Genomic DNA, 17,342 nt, shown 5'->3' with positions numbered 1-17,342 from the left:
GTTTTCATAAAAAACCATAGCATGTCTCAAATGGGGGCGTTAACCCGCAGCGCGTCGACGAACAACTTGGCCGAAGCGGATAAGCCAGTATTATCATAAATTGCGCATAAACTGGCTGGTATTTTTTCATAGAGCGAAATAAACTCAATGCCTTCCCACTGATGCGCGGTAAAACTTGATGGCACAACGGCAATCGAGTCACTGATGCCAACATAGGCCATCAAACTCGTGGGCTCAATGAACTCTTTGCCCACCTCAGGGATAAAACCTGCTTGACGGCATTCATTGATGATCAAATCGGCTGATGCGGAGTTTTTACGGCGCATAAAGGTAAATGTTTGTTCGCGTAAATCGGTCAGCGTTAATGTATTTTTTGTCGTTAACGGATGGCCTTCTGCTAACGCAACCACAAAGCGTTCATTGGTTAGCGCCCGTGTTCGTAATGGATGAATATCTAACGCATCTGCAAAGCGTACAATACCAATATCAATGTTCTTATTCAGTAAAGCTTGCTGCTGTTCTCGCGGCGACATCTCAATTAAATCAATATGGTAATCAGGGTAACTGTGATTAAAACCTTTGACCATTTCGCCAAACCCTGCCCAAAAAGAGGAACTGACAATTCCTAACTTAATTTGCTGAGTGTGTTTACGACTAGCATGCTGCACTTTAAGCATAGAATACTCAAATGAACGAAATAAATGTTCACACTCAGCCTGTAACACTTTTCCGGACTCTGTCAGGCTGACATTACGTGAATTGCGTTTCACTAACTCTACCCCTAAATGCGCTTCTAGCTCTTTAATTTGGGTACTCAATGGCGAGTTAGTAATGCTTAATTGTGAGGCTGCTTTGCCAAAATGCCCTGTTTGCGATAAGGCATAAAAATAGCGCAGCATCTTCATCGTCACTTTTTCACTTAACAGTTTTTGCTTGTTAACCATTGATCTCACCAGTTTTATTGACCACTAAAGTGCAAGCCTACAATCATCCTTAAATATAGCATAATCAACCGTTTTTTAACGATGTTTATCGGAAAAGTGCTTTGCTAGTATCGAGTGAGTTTACTAATCCTGAGGTACATTATGAGCATCGATCCCGTTGTTGTAGCAATCAATACAATTCAAGCACGTAAACCTAATTTTGAACCTAAAGCGGCCTTTATTTTAGGCTCTGGCTTAGGTGTTATTGCCGATGAATTACAAGATAAAGTTGTCATTCCATACGAAGATCTAGCAGGGTTTCCTGTTAGTACAGTACAGGGCCACTCTGGTGAGCTGGTGTTGGGCACATTAAATGGTGTAGACGTGGTGTGTATGAAAGGTCGTGGCCACTACTACGAACACCAAACCATGAAAGTGATGACGACACCGGTTAGAGTCTTTAAACGTCTAGGCTGTGAGTTTTTGTTGGTCACCAATGCAGCAGGTTCGCTGCGCCCAGAACGTATCGATGTCGGCTCGTTAGTGGTATTTAATGATCACATCAATACCATGCCTGAGTCACCTATGACCGGGGCAAATGATGAAGCCTATGGTCCACGCTTTTTCAGCCTTGCCAATGCATACGACAAAACCCTACTAAACAAGGCACTCACTGTCGCTAATACCCATGACATTACCCTGAATGAAGGCGTGTTTGTATCTTATACAGGGCCTAACTTTGAAACGCCTGCTGAAATTCGCATGATGCAAATCATCGGTGGTGATGTGGTTGGCATGTCAGTGGTTCCTGAAGTCATTTCTGCTGCACATTGTGGCTTACCTGTACTGGCTATTTGTGCCATTACCAATATGGCTGAAGGTTTAGGTGATGTGGAACTATCACATGAGCAAACGCTGAAATGCGCCAAGTTAGCTGAAGCTAACTTTATCAAACTGATTAACGAGTTCATGGCACACCACTTCAACGCGTAGGAGTTAGTATGTTTGCAGTCGGATTTTTAGGTATAGCTGCACTATTAGCCATTGGCTATTTGTGCTCGACCAATAGAAGCGCTATTTCACTTCGCATCGTTGGCTCGGCGTTCGCATTACAAATGGCCATCGGCGCGTTAGTGCTTTATGTCCCTTGGGGGCGCACGCTACTTGAAGGCATGTCTCGCGGTGTTCATGCAGTGCTTGATAGCGGTAAATCAGGTATTCAATTCTTATTTGGCAACTTAGTTAACTTCTCCGTTGAGGGTATCGGCTTTGTCTTTGCTTTGAACGTGTTACCGTTAGTGGTGTTCTTCTCGGCATTAATTTCGGTGCTGTATTATTTAGGGATCATGCAGTTTGTTATCCGCATTGTCGGTGGCGCGATCGCTAAAGTTATCGGCACCAGCCAAGCAGAATCAATGTCAGCGGTATCAAATGCCTTTGTTGGTCAAAGCGAAGCACCTTTGGTCGTCAAACCGTATATGCCTAAAATGTCCGACTCAGAATTTTTTGCCATTATGTGTGGCGGTATGGCGTCAGTTTCTGGCACCGTTCTCGCAGGCTACGCCATGATGGGCGTTAATATGGAATACTTATTAGCGGCATCATTTATGGCAGTACCTGGCGGTATTTTATTTGCAAAAATTATTGTACCAGAGACCACAACCCCGACTTATACCATTAGCAAATCAATCACTTTTACAGAAAAACCTCCGGTTAATATTCTGGCCGCTGCAGGTGAAGGCGCCATGAGTGGTTTAAAACTGGCGGCGGCTATTGGTGCGATGTTAATTGCCATGATTGGTTTGGTCACGCTGGTGAATACCATCTTAGGCAGTGTGGGGGGAATATTTGGCTTAACACTAACCCTGGAGCTTATTCTAGGTTGGATTTTTGCGCCATTGGCATTTTTACTGGGTGTGCCTGTTGCAGATATTGGTATAGCGGGCTCAATGATCGGAAAAAAACTAATTGTTAATGAGTTTGTCGCCTACTCTGATTTATCACCTTACTTGCAAGACCCTAAACTCGTTGCCGAGGCTGGGTTACAAGTGCTGAATGAAAAATCACAAGTGATCATTAGTTTCGCCTTGTGTGGTTTTGCTAATATTGCCTCGATTGGTATTTTAATTGGTGGACTCGGTACCTTATGTCCTTCACGCAAAGACTTTATTGCCCAATACGGCGTACGCACCTTAATTGCTGCAAGTTGCAGTAACTTATTAAGTGCCGCCATTGCAGGCATCTTTTTCTCATTCTCGCTTTAACCATTTCGATTGATACCAATAACAACGTCAGTGTCTACTGGCGTTGTTGCTAAGGAACACCACATGGCCGCTATTTTAGAAACCACTGTAAAACAATTTGCACAACAGGCATTGACGCTAATTGACTTAACTTCACTTAACGACAATGAAACCGCAGCTGATATTGAAAAACTATGTCAAGACGCAAACACCCGCGTTGGCACAACTGCCGCCATTTGTATTTACCCAAGATTTATACCTTTGGCCAAAAAGTACCTGCAGGCGCAAGGGACACCACAAGTCAAAATTGCAACTGTGACCAACTTTCCTGATGGTAATGATGATATCGCTATTGCTGTAGCTGAAACCCAAGCTGCGGTTGCATACGGCGCTGATGAAGTCGATGTGGTGTTTCCTTATCGCGCCTTAGTCGCTGGCAATGAAACTGTTGGCTATGAGTTAGTGAAGCAATGCAAACAAGCTTGCGGCGATATTACCTTGAAGGTCATTATTGAATCAGGCGAACTTGCTGAGCCTACACTCATTGAGCAAGCATCACGCATCGCGATTGAGGCTGGCGCTGATTTTATTAAAACCTCAACCGGAAAAGTCGCAACCAACGCCACCTTAGCCGCGGCTGAAATAATGTTGACTGTGATTAAACTGATGAATGTTGCTGATCGAGTCGGCTTTAAACCTGCAGGTGGAGTGAGAACCACTGCAGATGCTATTGCATACTTAACCTTGGCGAGCAATTTATTAGGTAAAGAATGGGTAACGGCGCAGCATTTTCGCTTTGGCGCATCAGGACTATTAAATAGTTTATTAAGTAGCCTTGATATCAACCACACGTCAGTATCAAATGCTGCATACTAAAACCCTCTCTTTTTAAAGGTAACATCGCGCAATGAATATATTACTGGCAATGATCCCTGCCTTCTTTTGGGGGACGACTTACGCCGTCACTCAATACACCCTAACGGATTGGCCACCATTATTGCTGGGAGCATTGCGCGCACTGCCTGCAGGACTGATCCTGTTAGCATTAAAACCGTCACTCCCCGCGGCAAAAGATTGGGGGATATTAACCAGCATTGGCTTGTTAAATATCGCCATTTTCTTCAGCTTAATCTTTGTTATGGCGCTAACTCTGCCTGCGGCTATTTCTGGTGTGGGCATGGTGTCAGTGCCCGTTTTTGCAATGCTATTTCACTGGTTATTTAGCCGCACTCGACCTAAAAAAGTCCAAGCAATAAGTGGTGCTATTTTAATCGTATTATCTTGGCTGCTATTTGACCCAAGGGCAATTGCGCTTGACCCAATTGGTTTAACAGCCATGCTCGGCGCCATAATGTGTATTATTGTCGGCAGCACCATTGTTAAGAGTATTGGCAAGCGTATTCATTGGTGGACAGTGCTAACTTGGCAGTTAATTATCGGTGGTGTCATCCTTGCTGTTGCCTCAATCATTCAAATGCAGCTTCAGCCTGAGCAATATCACGCCGTATTTGCAGGCGTATCTTCATTGAACTTTATCGGCTTAATGTGGATTATCATCCTCAACACAGCGCTCGGTTATGGCTTGTATGTGTGGCTATTGCAAAAGATGTCTGTGGTTGACTTCACTTTTGGCGGCATTGCGAATCCTATTGCCGGCATTGTCTCTGGGGTCGTCTTAATGTCTGAAAGCTTTAGTATTTATCAATACAGTTTAATGTTTGGCATGATACTGATGTCATTGATGCCGCAAATTGTGGCGATGATAAAACAGCGTTCACAGTCAAAGCGACACTGATCGTTTTACCTTTAACAAGCTGCTTTCAGTATTCAATATTCAATAATTTCAGCCACCTCATTAGGTGGCTGTTATGTATCAGATTACCCTAAACGATCTTTTAACCAACCATAATGATAATAACCCCACTGCCCTATTCGCCTTGCTTTGGTAAAGGGCATCGCAGGCAGTGGCGCGTTATAAAGCGGTAAATCAGGTAAAGATTCACCAGCAATACTTTGAGCTAGCCTGAAGGCGGCTTGAGCACTAAAAGATACTCCTGCGCCACAATAACCTAGACTATATCCAACACCATTTTTACTGTACACATGGGGCATGTCATCCATTGATGCCGCGATCCAACCTGTCCAGTTATAGGCAATTTTTTTGCGGCTTAAATACGGGAAACATTTATCCATAGCTAGCTTTAAGCGCTGACCATAAATAGGTTCAGCCGCATCTTTGCCCCATACCGCGCCTCTTCCGCCGAATAACAGTCGGTTATCAGGTAGCAGCCTAAAGTAATACTTTAATATTCTGGTATCCATGGTGACTTGGTTAGTATGCAAACCCGCTTGGGCTAGCTCATCATCGGTCAATGGCTCGGTGACAATAATATTACTTAAAATGGGTAAAAACTTGTCATCCACTCGCTGATTAAACTGTTTTGGTGAGTAGGCATTTCCCGCCATTATCACTTTGTTTGCCAACAGTTCACCATGCTCGGTAAGCAGTCGATGTTTACCGTTTTCTTCAATCCAATCGACAACACAAGACTGCTCATTAATGCTAACACCTTGCTTTTGAACCAATGATTTATAACCCAGTAACAATTTCAGCGGATTTACACCAAAGCCATCATTAAGCCTTAATGCCCCATAAGCTTGATGATGATTGAGATATTGAGTTTTAAACTTATCAGCACTAATAAATTGCGCCGTAAAATCACTGTCTTGCGCCATGTTTTGCTGAATAAAATCAGCGGCGGCTTTAAGGCTGTTAAGCGCTTTGGGGTTATGCGCCACTTTAAGATAGCCATGTTCTTGGGGTTCACAGGCTATCTGGTGTTGATTTATCAGCCCTTCTACTCGGCTTACCGCTTGACTGAACTCCTGATAAATACCTTGTGCTGTAGCAAGATCCCACCGCTTTGCCATAGCTAAGTAGCCTAAACGGCCTGAACCTTTAAGCACAAACCCCGCATTTCGTGCACTGGCACCAAACCCTACCTGATTAGCTTCAAGAACACGGCAATCAATATTAAACTCAGTTGCTAAGTAATACGCTGTTAGTAATCCTGTGTACCCACCGCCGATAATCGCCACATCTGTTTGTTGACTACTCTTAAGTGAAGGTAATAGCACTGGCAAACTTTGGGTCGATGCCCAATAACTATCTGCAAAAGGTTGCGATGCTGGCGTGCTGTTGATTAAAGGATCGTAATAACTTGAGGGCATACAAGGTACTCATTTATCGCTGTGCTGAAATACATTAAAAATGATGTTTTGAAGCGAACTTAGCCAAATTCAATCACCATTTCACAAGCGGTGCAGTGACAGTCATCACCACATATCACGCACAAGTAATCGCTGTTGTCATGTCGCTGATTCCAGCGACTCGGGTGCAACTTAATCAGTTCACCTCCAGCATGTGTAAAGTAGCCTACTGCCGAGTTATTGGGGCTTTGCTGCCACAAATGACTCACACCAGCTTTAGCCCCTTGCTGCTTTACTGCTGCAATTGAAGCCTGCAATAGCCGAGAACCAATGCCTTTCCCTCGCTGACCTTCTGCCACAGTATTACATTTGAAGTAACACATATCTTCAACGGAAACTGGCCATTTATCTGGGGTGCACCATTGATCAATGGGCCACTTTCCCGCCGCATAAGTTAATCGAAAACCGACGATAGTTGATTGACTGTCAATCTGTGAAGTTTCATCACTTATCGCGATGAAATGCGCATTAATATGATTTTTTATGCCCATTTGATAAATTTTTTCAAGGGAGGCGAAATTTAAATAGCCTTCACCATGCACGAGATTACCTAACTCTATAACCTGTTGAAAATATTCAGGAGTTAAGTTTCTTATCATTATTATATTGACTCCAATTGTCATCATTATATCGCCAAGACTACACAATAAATTCGGCAAAATAAACGATGTTAATCTTTTGTGATAATTTGGCGATAACACAGTGAGATCCCTTTGCCAGAATCGTTAGCAATTAAACAAAAGGAGCTCTGTTATGAAATCATCAGTCTTAAAGGCGTCAGAAGTACAACCGTCAATTTCAGTATCAACATCATCTGCATCAATGAAAACTAAAGCGACTCTGCTTTCACTTGGCCTAGTGGCTGCTGGTCTATTCAGTGTTTCAGCCACAGCTGCAGAATTAGAAATTAGCGTGGTTAACTTAACCCATGGTAATCACTTCACCCCTATCTTAATTGCAGCTCATGATGCTGATAGCCACTTATTTGAAGTCGGCACCGAAGCAACACCAGCATTGCAAAAAATGGCCGAAGGTGGCGATGTTGGTGATTTAGACGCTGCTGTGATGGGCGCAGGTGGTTTTACCGCAGTTAACCCTGCGATGGGATTACTAGCACCAGGGGCTAATGTCAGCGAAGTGATGCTTGATTCCATGGAAATGACGCACCTTTCAATTGTTGCCATGGTGCTACCAACCAATGATGCCTTTATCGGTTTAGATGGTTGGGAAATCCCTACTGAAGCAGGTAGTTATACAGTTTACTTAAATGCCTATGACGCAGGCACTGAAGCCAATGATGAAATGGTTAATGGCGGCGGTATGGCAGGCGTTCCAGGTATTCCTGCAGCACCTGGTGGTGACGGAGGTATGAATGGTACTGGTGTTATGGATGGTTCTACTAATGCTAATGTTCACACTCATCCAGGTGTGCTTGGTGATACTGATGCAGCCGGTGGCGCAAGTGATTTAGATAGCCGCATTCATCGCTGGTTAAACCCTGTTGCGAAAGTAGTTGTTACTGTCAAATAAGGGGACTCGCGATGAGATATTTAATAAATAGTAAAACTAAACATACCCATAAATATAGCTTAACGGCAGTAGCATTAATTGCGGTGTTAGGACTAAGCGGTTGTTCTGATGATGACGATGAATCACCTACACCAGAACCTGTTACTCCGCCTGAACCGACTGTTGTAATGCAGACTTATACGGTTACCGTGACCAATTTAACGGCTAACCAACCTATGTCACCGATTGCCATTGCCTCGCACAGTAGTGATGTGATGTTGTGGCAAGCAGGTGAAGCTGCCAATGTTGCACTGGAAAAAATTGCTGAAGGCGGCGATGCTGCAGATGTTGCAGCAATTGAAGGCGTAACATCTACGGTCAGTGGCGCAGGAATTTTAATGCCGGGTATGTCAGAAACTATCACTGTGACACTTGATGAAGCAGACATTGCCAATCTCACTGTCGCCACAATGTTAGTCAACACCAATGATGCGTTTACTGGCCTAAATAGTTATGACATTAGTATGTTGGCTGTTGATGAGTCAGTGTCGATGCGCGGTATGGTTTACGATGCAGGCACCGAAGCCAATTCAGAAGCACAAGGCACGATGCCTGGACCTGCTGATGGTGGCGAAGGATATAACTCAGAACGTGATGATGTAGATTTTGTTCATATTCATCCTGGTGTGATCACCATGTACGACGGATTGATGGACAGTGTATTAACGCCTTCACATCGTTTTGATAATCCGGCAATCTCCATTTCGATTAGTCGAACGGAATAGTGAAAACATCCATGATTAAGCTTAAACAAGTTTGTTAACAAATAAAAAACAAACAGGTTGAAATTTAATCTTCCCATCTCAGGTCTGGTTATTAGGGATCTGATTTGGGAAATTTTGGATGAACGATAACACTAAGCATAACGGCCACCAGATAAAGCAGCATATTTTACTGGTTGAAGACGAACAAGATTTAGCCAAGCTGATTATGTTGAATCTTACGGCATTAAACTACGAAGTGTTTCATGCCACGACCTTAAGCCAAGCCATGCAAATCATCGACACTAAATCACTCGATCTGATTTTAATGGATCGTATGCTCCCTGATGGTGATGGCATTATGCTTTGCCAGCAACTCAGAGAAGCTGGAAAATCATTGCCTGTGATGATGTTAACTGCCAAAGATTCAGAAGCCGATATTGTTTTAGGCTTAGAAGCTGGCGCAGACGATTATCTCGTCAAACCCTTTAGCGTATTAGAGCTTCGAGCAAGGGTTAAAGCCATGCTCAGGCGCAGTAAAGTACAACAAGTACAAACTGAGCAATTGGAGTTTAACGGGGTCACCATTAACTCAACAACCCGCGAAGTAGTGTCTAACAATAGTACGTTAGAGCTCACAGCGAGAGAGTTCGATTTATTACTGTTTCTTGCCCAGCATCCCCTGCAAGTGTTTAGCAGAATGCAGTTATTAGAAGCAGTATGGGGTTATAACTATGACGGCTATGAGCACACTGTTAATAGCCATATAAATCGCTTGCGCACTAAGCTTTCTCGAAGCCCTGGCCACCCGGAATTAGTCAAAACAGTATGGGGAGTCGGTTACAAATTTTCACCACCCGAAGCTGGGGCACATTAGCGCTATTGAATTAAACGCACTTCAAATTAACTCAGTACTCTGACTTCATTCACCCTAGTCGAACCAAGGTAGGTCCCGCATCATGAATCGATTATTTAACCGGCTGTTCCTATCTGCGACTGTGGTGGTATTACTGTTATTTGTCGCACTGTGGCAGTGGTTGCAACTGAATCACGAATTTAGTCGTAATCAAATTCAGCAATCATTACATCTGCAACTTGCCGAACATATGGCGCATATCAACCCGTTACTTTCACAAGGTATTACCTCTGATGCCGCGCTAAAGGAAGCATTTCATGACTTTATGCTGTTAGGGCCAAGCTTTGAAATTTATACCCTTGATCCCGAAGGCCGTGTCATCGCTTATGATGCCAAAGAAGAAAAAATCAAAAAAGATCGCGTCAACCTAAGCCAAATTCAGCAGTTTATTGCAGGTGGTGACTTACCGATTTTAGGCACAGATCCACGCTCAACTGAAACCCAGAAAATATTCTCCGTCAGTCCACTAGTGACAGAAAACGGCCTTCATAGTGGATACTTATACGTAATCATTGGCGGCGAGGATTATGACAGTTGGCAGGCGTTAATTAATTCAGAAAACCAGCCTAAACTTTGGGGCGCAACAATCGGTTTTTGGGTGATTTTCGCGTTAATTCTATTTGTGCTGTTATTAGGTTTTTTCACTCGCCCGATTCAAAAGCTTGCCAGTGATTTAACGCGTCTTAAAGACGCTCCCTTAGAAGAAAATTTGGCTTTGCCGAATCGCTATAACGGCAGCTTAGAAATCAAAAAACTCAGTGAGCACATTAATCACTTGCTGCAAGAGTTAAACCAGCAACATCAACAAGTGAAACGACAACAACAGGCCAAACATGACTTTTTACTTCACTTATCCCATGACTTAAAGACACCATTAACGTCGTTGATTGGTTATATTGACACTTGGTTACTGTCACCACCTGAAGAGCGTCAAGCAGAATACATTGAATATGCTGCCAATTCTGGGCAAAACTTACAGCAATTATTATCGCAGTTACTTGAGCTTGCCGCCCTTGAAAATGGCCAAATCAGTGCTCAAATAGCTAAAATTAATTTGCGTGAAGTCTTACTCGATTTAAATCAAACTTTTGCCCCTAGAGCAAAAAAACTAGGGATTACTTTAGATTTTAATGTCACGGATCAACTGCAGGTTTATACCGATCCTCAGCTGATGAGGCGGATTTTAAATAATCTCGTCGACAACGCGCTGCGATACACACCTAAAGGCGGCACGATAACGGTTTACAGTGAAACACATCATGATCAAACGTGGTTAGCGGTTGAGGATACTGGCGCAGGCATGCACAAGCATGAAGTAGAAGCCTTGAAACAGTTATCTATACAGCAGCTTAACTTTGAGCCAAATCAAGCACTGCCACAGCTCGGAGTTGGCTTAGCCATTGTCAGGCAGTTATTAGGCTTATTAAAGTGCAGAATTGATATAAAAAGTACCCCAGGAAAGGGAAGTCACTTTATGATTGAGCTAGCAACCCATTAACCCTTTCGTTGCTACTGCAATATTTTTAGAAAAAACAAAGATTAAAAACAAGAAAGCCACCTTAAATTGGTGGCTTTATTTATTATCTATCGACAGCGTCGCTAAATAATCATTCTGAGAGTATTCCCGTTTATGAGCATCACTCTCAATGAATCAGGCTGTGACTAGCCATTTTCAATTGAAAGGTACAAAGCTTTAATTTTGTGGAAGAAAAGACTCACAAAACCAGCAGCTAAACAGCCCCACATTAGCAATACTGCAGCAACAGTTACGAATTGCCCCATGTAGTAACCAGCATTAGCAACATAGATGTAATGGGTACCAGGTAGCAGTGCAGCAAAAATAGCAAAGAATACTAACGCAACAATAATTTGAACTTTCATATTTATCTCTCTTTTGGCAAAGGCTACTAGATGTGGCTTCCATCCCACCATAAAACAAAGCTAGTCAGCTTATTAATATTATTCTCACAATGAGCATAAAATATCAAATTAGTTCCATGAAGAGTTTTGCAAAGATCACAAAATAGAATATTCCATTCTCACTTTGTGATAAAGCGCACCTAAATAGTTAAAACAATGATTTATATAGTCTAGGCGTGTTGATCTTTCAAGGTTGTTTTGCAGCGAGTTGTTGTTCATTTAGACAAGACAGAGGCTTTGTGGTGTAGTTATTCTACATAAAAAGCCGATAACGCAGTAAAAATGAACAACAAACGCTGCCCGAAGGGTTCGGCTAAAAACGGATTCGGCATTGTTGAGCGACCTTTTTTGCGAATAAAGAGTGCTTAGGTTACTAGGCGGCAACTCACTCGCCGCGCTTAATCCGTTTTTATCTCGAACAAAACTCAACCAGCAAAGTTCAACAAGCCCTAACAGTCCTTTGTTAATTTTCTATTTATTCTTGCCATAAAAAAAGACGAGCCATGCTCGTCTTTTATTTAATACCCAAATTATGCACCATCAATTATTTGCGGCGCTTTATTTATGGTATTTTTATTTATGGTACTTAGGCGATAATTGATTAACTGAGTTAATGAATGCGCCAGCATGCTCTGGATTAACATGTTGATGAATACCATGACCCAAGTTAAATACATGGCCAGTACCTTCACCGTAAGATGACAAGATTTGGTCAACTTCTTGATGAATACGCTCAGGAGATGCGTAAAGTACAGATGGGTCCATGTTGCCTTGAAGTGCAACTTTATGCCCAACACGACGACGTGCATCACCGATGTCAACAGTCCAGTCTAAACCTAGAGCATCACAACCTGTTTCAGCCATAGATTCTAACCACAGTCCGCCACCTTTAGTGAACAAGGTAACAGGAACTTGGCGACCGTCAGCATGGCGAGTTAGGCCATCAACGATTTTTTGCATGTAACGTAATGAGAACTCACGGTAAGCGTGGTGAGATAACGCACCGCCCCATGAATCAAAGATCATTAACGATTGCGCGCCATTAGCTACTTGTGCGTTTAGGTATAAGATAACTGAGTCAGCTAACTTGTCTAAAAGCATGTGTAATGTTGCTGGCTCTTCGTAAGCCATTTTCTTGATCTTTTCGAAAGTCTTGCTTGAACCACCTTCGACCATGTAAGTCGCTAGTGTCCAAGGTGAACCAGAGAAACCGATTAAAGGTACTTCACCTTTTAGTTCACGACGGATGGTGCTAACAGCACGCATTACGTAACCTAATTCATCTTCTGGATCTGGAATGCAAAGCTTTTTGATTGAATCGATGGTGTCAGTAGGACGTTCGAAACGTGGGCCTTCGCCTGTTTCAAAGTAAAGACCTAAGCCCATTGCATCTGGAACGGTAAGAATATCTGAGAATAGAATTGCAGCATCTAAGTCGTAACGACGAAGTGGTTGTAACGTCACTTCACATGCTAAATCTTGGTTCTTACAAAGAGACATAAAGTCACCCGCTTCTGCGCGAGTCGCTTTATATTCAGGTAGATAACGTCCAGCTTGACGCATCATCCACACAGGTGTTTTGTCAACAGGCTGTTTTAATAAGGCGCGTAAATAACGATCATTCTTTAATTCTGCCATTGGGCTTAATTCCTAAACATATAGTGATATCCGCTGGCGCGTAGTTTAGCACTTATGCGATTAATGTAACCAGCGATGCTAAATTAATGTGAACTAACACCCTAACTAGTATCGAAATTGCTAATGTAATCGTTAGCATGCTCACAATAATACCCATATTTAGGTATCAGGTAGCCTAATTGGATAAAAAAGTTGCACCTCTTGTTCGCCTTTGGTATAAAAAGTCTGCGCTAGCAAGAACAATCAAGAAGCACGATAAATCGAGCCCTTAAAAAAATCTATTTGCCCAGTGGTAGCTTGCTATCACTGGGCATTTTTCTTTTTATGCTATTTCCCCGTGATACAAATCACTATCAAATAAGACCTTATCTGGTCGATCCATTAGATCTTTTACAGAAAACAGTTGATCAATAGTCACTTTCTCTCATACATTAAGTGATATGGATTAGTTGCAACACTGGAATTCGTTATGCTGACAAAACTAGAAAAAGCCGAACAAAAATGGGGCGGCTCTAACAAGCTTGTCGATCAATGGCTACATCATCGCAGAACGTTGCTGATCCAATATTTCAAAATTGCCGGCCTTGCACCATATACCATGCCCGCTAAAAGCCTGCCTAAAGCTGATGCTGTTAAGCAATTCTGTGCACAATTGGTGGATTATGTCTCAGAAGGCCACTTCGAAGTCTATGATCAGGTGGTAACTGAATGCGAGAAATTTGGCGAAAGCAGTAAAGAAAGAGCGCAAACATTATTACCACAAATCAGTGAAACCACTGATGCAGCCCTCGACTTTAATGATAAATACACTGAAGCCGATAATGATGATGTATTAATGGACCTAGATGCAGACCTCTCTAAATTAGCTCAAGCAATGGAAACCCGCTTTGCCTTCGAAGATGAACTACTTGAGCAACTTCACGAGCACCATTCAAAAGCAAGTTAACTCGCTTAACACTTATCCATTTAAGCCTTATTCACACATTAAAAAGCTCTCTTTGATTTTCATCAAAAGAGAGCTTCTCTAGCACGTATAACGATCCACTTACCTAGCTTATTTACGCCAATTATCTGGTAACTCTACCTGTGACCAAAGATCATTACACAACACTTGATGCTGATGCCAATCACCTTGCTTAAGCCACTTAACCAGTGCATCACCCACTTGTGGATATTTAATCGGCTTAGGTGAAGCTGACTTAAGCCAGCGATTTAAAATACCTGCATCTAATTTATCCATGCTTTGCGCTGCAGCTAATAACTCTAATGCTGCCACATTAGAGGACTGCTCAAACTGACCTTGCAATGGCTTAACCAGCAACTTCTTGCCAAGGGTCATCGCTTCACTCGCCAATTCAAAGCCTGCATTACCAATCACCCCACCACACTGAGACATATGCTGCTTAAATCCTTCACGATTAAAACCAAACCAATTTATGTGTTCGGGTAATCCCTGTAACGGTTTATCTGCGTGATAAACAAAAAATTGATACTCTGAGAATGGGCTTAAGAATTTGGCAATAGTGTCGGCATTTTCAAACGGAAGATACACCAATATTTGATGACTATGATCGCCAGAGTTAGGTTCTACTTCAACAAATGGCGGTAATATTGGAAACCCAAAATGGTGCCAATGACAACCAAGCTTAATATCTGTTGGCGCAAAGTTATTTAATAGTACCCGATCAAACCAGCTCATTCCCTGCTTTGGCACAGGATACTGCAGCGCAGCTTGATGACTAATACTGATGGAGGTAACCCCCTGTTTTTTAGCCGCCCATGCCGTAACAGGCTCAAAATCATTCAAGACTAAATCGTAATCAGACAAATCCATTTGCTGAACTTCAGATAAAATAGATGACGATAAATTACGTTTTACCGTTTTGGTCAAATTAACTCGACCTGACTCAGTAATAAACGACATCCCCTCTCTTACTTGATAGTCACCAAAGCACTCCATATCAAAATATTGATCTTTATTACGACCGCTAAATAAAAAGTCGACTTCGACATCTGTTTTACTCAATGATTTCGCCATGACACGCGCACGACTAATATGGCCATTTCCAGTCCCTTGAACACCATATAATATTTTCATAAAGTTCCTTGTGCTAACTCAAGCAATATTGCATCACACTTAGGGTGACGGTGAGTTGTTAATTAGACATCTTGTTATTTAAAGCAATATAAATACGCTAACGGATTAAATAAATTGTTCAGCCAAGGTGACTGCGCCGATACCCAGTCCCATACCAGCCAAAATATCTAACGGGTAATGCACACCTAATGCGATTCGAGATAAACCAATAAAACCAGCCCAAGCAAACGCGATTGGTGCCAATAAAGGAAACGTTGTCATGACAACCGACGCCATAATAAAAGCTGCTGCAGTATGTCCTGACGGTAAACTGAATTTATCTGAAGGTTGAAAGTCAGACTCGAAACCTGCAAATGCAGCGCAAGGACGAGTGCGACGAATAGAATTTTTTAATAACAAATAAAGTGGCAGTTCAATCACGTAACTTACAAGCATCAAATTAAAAAAATGACTGCCTTGAGGATGAAGAAACAATAAGCCTACCGCCATGTACACGTAGCAATGACCATCACCTGTTGCTGACACTTTTGTAGCAAAATCAGTGATTTTATGATCACGACAGAAAGTCAAAATATGACAAAACAACTGCTTGTCTAAGTTGGCGATGCTTAACGTCACGTCCTTTGCCATAATTGTGCCCTTATTGATTAATTGTTATTCAACCATTGTAAGGACTGTAAATATTTCGAATGACGGAGACATGACAATCTATCGAAAGTTTTATGACAAAGTGTTAATTAGACTGTCTCGAGAAAGAATTAATTGAGAGTACTTAGGGAGGATTTATCCAACGAGACTTAAGTTAAGGTGATTAAGTTAAGGTGATTAAAGTTACTTAAGGCAATAAAAGTAAGGTGCCTTGGGAAGACACCTCATTCGACAAAAAATTTAAGCTGATGCTTCTGCAAGATTGTCGGATTTACTGGTGCGATAGATTTTGATCAAATGAAAAATATTGATCCCAGCCACGAACGCGTTCATACCAGCCACTGGCCATGCTTCAATTTGTACACCGTAAATAACGAATAATGTACAACCAACAAAATTTAACCAGCGAAGCCAAATAATGTCTTTCATCATTAACGAAATCGCCACCATAACAGATGCGCCATAACCAATGATTTCAACAACGTCTAACCCTTCCATAAGAACCTCTAAGTAAGGCTCTCTGCCATCCATAAGCGTTACGGGGGGTCCGTGCCCCTAAAGCAAATAAAACAAACTGCATTTAATTAAGTGCTGATATTAACAAAAATTCATACAAGGTTGTAATAAAAATCCGTAATATGATGACTAAGATCAATATTTGTTTCACCCCAAGGCCATTATGTAAGTTACTTTCTTACAGACTAAGCTAAACTGGATCATTATGGCTGCTTATAACATCAGGTTATAAATCAACTTGTTGCTTTATCGCATTCTGGTGATGAATATCGCTGTTAATTTCAAAAAAAGCTCATATAATTCATTTAAGATTGCTTAACTACTGGCGAATTTATTCAAATCGCTAACCCCAAGGAGTGTCACTATGGAATACAACACCTCAGAACTGTGTGATATGTATTTAGATGTTGTTGATGTCGTCGAACCTATGTTCAGTAACTATGGCGGTACTAGCTCTTTTGGTGGTTCTATTAGCACCATTAAGTGCTTTGAAGATAACGGCCTGATTGCTGATGCTCTTCAGGCTGATGGCGAAGGCAAAGTATTATTAGTTGATGGTGGTGGCTCTATGCGCCGCGCATTAGTCGATGCTTCTATCGCAGAAATTGCAGTTGCTAATAAGTGGGAAGGCATTATTGTTTATGGCTCAGTAAGAGACGTAGACACATTAGAAGAAATGGACATTGGTATTCAAGCACTTGCTTCAATTCCAATTGGCGCTGACAGTAATGGTGTTGGTGAAGTCGAAATTCCAGTCAATTTTGGCGGTGTGACCTTCCTACCTTTCGATCATATTTATGCTGATAACACTGGGGTGATTTTATCGCCTGAAGCTTTAGATATTGAATAATCGATTCAATATTGCATAAACAAACTAAAGCCAGCTATGCTGGCTTTTTT

Annotated in this window: 18 protein-coding genes; 10 read left to right on the top strand and 8 right to left on the bottom strand. The window is 42.0% G+C overall.

Annotated features, from left to right (window positions below; all coding sequences use genetic code 11):
- Nucleotides 1-26: 26 nt before the first annotated feature.
- Complete coding sequence (locus tag BCU84_RS01875; protein ID WP_198589509.1) at nucleotides 27-944, bottom strand: LysR substrate-binding domain-containing protein; 918 nt, start codon at nucleotides 942-944, stop codon at nucleotides 27-29.
- Nucleotides 945-1,085: 141 nt separating this feature from the next.
- On the opposite strand from BCU84_RS01875, the gene xapA reads away from it, so the two are divergent.
- The 4 genes from xapA (at nucleotide 1,086) to BCU84_RS01855 (ending at nucleotide 4,961) form a co-directional block, all read left to right on the top strand.
- On the top strand, nucleotides 1,086-1,916 hold the full coding sequence (gene xapA / locus BCU84_RS01870; protein ID WP_102526406.1) for a xanthosine phosphorylase: 831 nt from the start codon (nucleotides 1,086-1,088) through the stop codon (nucleotides 1,914-1,916).
- A gap of 8 nt (nucleotides 1,917-1,924) precedes the next feature.
- Nucleotides 1,925-3,187, top strand: a complete 1,263-nt coding sequence (locus BCU84_RS01865) for a NupC/NupG family nucleoside CNT transporter (RefSeq protein WP_102526405.1) — start codon at nucleotides 1,925-1,927, stop codon at nucleotides 3,185-3,187.
- A gap of 63 nt (nucleotides 3,188-3,250) precedes the next feature.
- Nucleotides 3,251-4,042: a deoxyribose-phosphate aldolase gene (gene deoC / locus BCU84_RS01860; protein WP_102526404.1), complete on the top strand. Its 792-nt coding sequence runs from the start codon at nucleotides 3,251-3,253 to the stop codon at nucleotides 4,040-4,042.
- 31 nt (nucleotides 4,043-4,073) lie between these two features.
- Complete coding sequence (locus BCU84_RS01855) at nucleotides 4,074-4,961, top strand: EamA family transporter (RefSeq protein WP_102526403.1); 888 nt, start codon at nucleotides 4,074-4,076, stop codon at nucleotides 4,959-4,961.
- An 83-nt stretch (nucleotides 4,962-5,044) separates the two neighbouring features.
- On the opposite strand, the gene BCU84_RS01850 is transcribed toward BCU84_RS01855, so the two are convergent.
- Together BCU84_RS01850 and BCU84_RS01845 are read right to left on the bottom strand one after the other, a co-directional pair.
- Nucleotides 5,045-6,397, bottom strand: a complete 1,353-nt coding sequence (locus tag BCU84_RS01850) for an FAD-binding oxidoreductase (protein ID WP_102526402.1) — start codon at nucleotides 6,395-6,397, stop codon at nucleotides 5,045-5,047.
- A gap of 59 nt (nucleotides 6,398-6,456) precedes the next feature.
- Nucleotides 6,457-7,035, bottom strand: a complete 579-nt coding sequence (locus BCU84_RS01845; RefSeq protein WP_102526401.1) for a GNAT family N-acetyltransferase — start codon at nucleotides 7,033-7,035, stop codon at nucleotides 6,457-6,459.
- A gap of 223 nt (nucleotides 7,036-7,258) precedes the next feature.
- Between BCU84_RS01845 and BCU84_RS01840 the strand changes: the two genes are divergently transcribed.
- The 4 genes from BCU84_RS01840 (at nucleotide 7,259) to BCU84_RS01825 (ending at nucleotide 11,120) form a co-directional block, all read left to right on the top strand.
- Entirely contained in the window at nucleotides 7,259-7,966 is a 708-nt protein-coding gene (locus BCU84_RS01840) for a spondin domain-containing protein (protein WP_102526448.1), read from the top strand.
- 11 nt (nucleotides 7,967-7,977) lie between these two features.
- Nucleotides 7,978-8,730, top strand: a complete 753-nt coding sequence (locus tag BCU84_RS01835; protein ID WP_102526400.1) for a spondin domain-containing protein — start codon at nucleotides 7,978-7,980, stop codon at nucleotides 8,728-8,730.
- Between the two features lie 118 nt (nucleotides 8,731-8,848).
- On the top strand, nucleotides 8,849-9,583 hold the full coding sequence (locus tag BCU84_RS01830) for a response regulator transcription factor (RefSeq protein WP_102526399.1): 735 nt from the start codon (nucleotides 8,849-8,851) through the stop codon (nucleotides 9,581-9,583).
- An 82-nt stretch (nucleotides 9,584-9,665) separates the two neighbouring features.
- On the top strand, nucleotides 9,666-11,120 hold the full coding sequence (locus BCU84_RS01825; RefSeq protein ID WP_102526398.1) for a HAMP domain-containing sensor histidine kinase: 1,455 nt from the start codon (nucleotides 9,666-9,668) through the stop codon (nucleotides 11,118-11,120).
- A gap of 164 nt (nucleotides 11,121-11,284) precedes the next feature.
- Here BCU84_RS01825 and BCU84_RS01820 read toward each other — a convergent pair whose 3' ends face one another.
- A complete protein-coding gene (locus BCU84_RS01820; RefSeq protein WP_102526397.1) occupies nucleotides 11,285-11,503 on the bottom strand; it encodes a hypothetical protein in 219 nt (72 codons plus the stop codon).
- A gap of 612 nt (nucleotides 11,504-12,115) precedes the next feature.
- Entirely contained in the window at nucleotides 12,116-13,180 is a 1,065-nt protein-coding gene (gene hemE, locus BCU84_RS01815; RefSeq protein ID WP_102526396.1) for a uroporphyrinogen decarboxylase, read from the bottom strand.
- Between the two features lie 469 nt (nucleotides 13,181-13,649).
- On the opposite strand from hemE, the gene rsd reads away from it, so the two are divergent.
- The gene (gene rsd / locus BCU84_RS01805; RefSeq protein WP_102526395.1) at nucleotides 13,650-14,126 is read left to right on the top strand and encodes a sigma D regulator; all 477 of its coding nucleotides are present in this window, start codon (nucleotides 13,650-13,652) and stop codon (nucleotides 14,124-14,126) included.
- A 108-nt stretch (nucleotides 14,127-14,234) separates the two neighbouring features.
- Here the strand turns inward: rsd and BCU84_RS01800 are convergent, their stop codons facing one another.
- The 3 genes from BCU84_RS01800 to BCU84_RS01790 all read right to left on the bottom strand — a co-directional run bounded on the left by BCU84_RS01800 (nucleotide 14,235) and on the right by BCU84_RS01790 (nucleotide 16,424).
- Entirely contained in the window at nucleotides 14,235-15,278 is a 1,044-nt protein-coding gene (locus tag BCU84_RS01800; protein ID WP_102526394.1) for an MJ1255/VC2487 family glycosyltransferase, read from the bottom strand.
- Between the two features lie 105 nt (nucleotides 15,279-15,383).
- The gene (locus BCU84_RS01795; RefSeq protein ID WP_102526447.1) at nucleotides 15,384-15,896 is read right to left on the bottom strand and encodes a phosphatase PAP2 family protein; all 513 of its coding nucleotides are present in this window, start codon (nucleotides 15,894-15,896) and stop codon (nucleotides 15,384-15,386) included.
- A 270-nt stretch (nucleotides 15,897-16,166) separates the two neighbouring features.
- On the bottom strand, nucleotides 16,167-16,424 hold the full coding sequence (locus BCU84_RS01790) for a YgjV family protein (protein WP_102526446.1): 258 nt from the start codon (nucleotides 16,422-16,424) through the stop codon (nucleotides 16,167-16,169).
- A 382-nt stretch (nucleotides 16,425-16,806) separates the two neighbouring features.
- Between BCU84_RS01790 and rraA the strand changes: the two genes are divergently transcribed.
- On the top strand, nucleotides 16,807-17,292 hold the full coding sequence (gene rraA / locus BCU84_RS01785) for a ribonuclease E activity regulator RraA (RefSeq protein WP_102526393.1): 486 nt from the start codon (nucleotides 16,807-16,809) through the stop codon (nucleotides 17,290-17,292).
- The last annotated feature ends 50 nt before the right edge of the window (nucleotides 17,293-17,342 follow it).

This window comes from Shewanella sp. 10N.286.51.B7 (assembly GCF_002873615.1).
GTDB classification, from domain to species: Bacteria; Pseudomonadota; Gammaproteobacteria; order Enterobacterales; family Shewanellaceae; genus Shewanella; species Shewanella electrodiphila.
This window is presented reverse-complemented; position numbering and strand designations above follow the sequence as displayed.

Excerpts from the sequence above, each read along its gene's own strand:
- BCU84_RS01875 (WP_198589509.1), bottom strand. The coding sequence starts at position 944 with ATGGTTAACAAGCAAAAACTGTTAAGTGAAAAAGTGACGATGAAGATG.
- xapA (WP_102526406.1), top strand. The coding sequence starts at position 1,086 with ATGAGCATCGATCCCGTTGTTGTAGCAATCAATACAATTCAAGCACGT.
- BCU84_RS01865 (WP_102526405.1), top strand. The coding sequence starts at position 1,925 with ATGTTTGCAGTCGGATTTTTAGGTATAGCTGCACTATTAGCCATTGGC.
- deoC (WP_102526404.1), top strand. The coding sequence starts at position 3,251 with ATGGCCGCTATTTTAGAAACCACTGTAAAACAATTTGCACAACAGGCA.
- BCU84_RS01855 (WP_102526403.1), top strand. The coding sequence starts at position 4,074 with ATGAATATATTACTGGCAATGATCCCTGCCTTCTTTTGGGGGACGACT.
- BCU84_RS01850 (WP_102526402.1), bottom strand. The coding sequence starts at position 6,397 with ATGCCCTCAAGTTATTACGATCCTTTAATCAACAGCACGCCAGCATCG.
- BCU84_RS01845 (WP_102526401.1), bottom strand. The coding sequence starts at position 7,035 with ATGATAAGAAACTTAACTCCTGAATATTTTCAACAGGTTATAGAGTTA.
- BCU84_RS01840 (WP_102526448.1), top strand. The coding sequence starts at position 7,259 with ATGAAAACTAAAGCGACTCTGCTTTCACTTGGCCTAGTGGCTGCTGGT.
- BCU84_RS01835 (WP_102526400.1), top strand. The coding sequence starts at position 7,978 with ATGAGATATTTAATAAATAGTAAAACTAAACATACCCATAAATATAGC.
- BCU84_RS01830 (WP_102526399.1), top strand. The coding sequence starts at position 8,849 with ATGAACGATAACACTAAGCATAACGGCCACCAGATAAAGCAGCATATT.
- BCU84_RS01825 (WP_102526398.1), top strand. The coding sequence starts at position 9,666 with ATGAATCGATTATTTAACCGGCTGTTCCTATCTGCGACTGTGGTGGTA.
- BCU84_RS01820 (WP_102526397.1), bottom strand. The coding sequence starts at position 11,503 with ATGAAAGTTCAAATTATTGTTGCGTTAGTATTCTTTGCTATTTTTGCT.
- hemE (WP_102526396.1), bottom strand. The coding sequence starts at position 13,180 with ATGGCAGAATTAAAGAATGATCGTTATTTACGCGCCTTATTAAAACAG.
- rsd (WP_102526395.1), top strand. The coding sequence starts at position 13,650 with ATGCTGACAAAACTAGAAAAAGCCGAACAAAAATGGGGCGGCTCTAAC.
- BCU84_RS01800 (WP_102526394.1), bottom strand. The coding sequence starts at position 15,278 with ATGAAAATATTATATGGTGTTCAAGGGACTGGAAATGGCCATATTAGT.
- BCU84_RS01790 (WP_102526446.1), bottom strand. The coding sequence starts at position 16,424 with ATGGAAGGGTTAGACGTTGTTGAAATCATTGGTTATGGCGCATCTGTT.
- rraA (WP_102526393.1), top strand. The coding sequence starts at position 16,807 with ATGGAATACAACACCTCAGAACTGTGTGATATGTATTTAGATGTTGTT.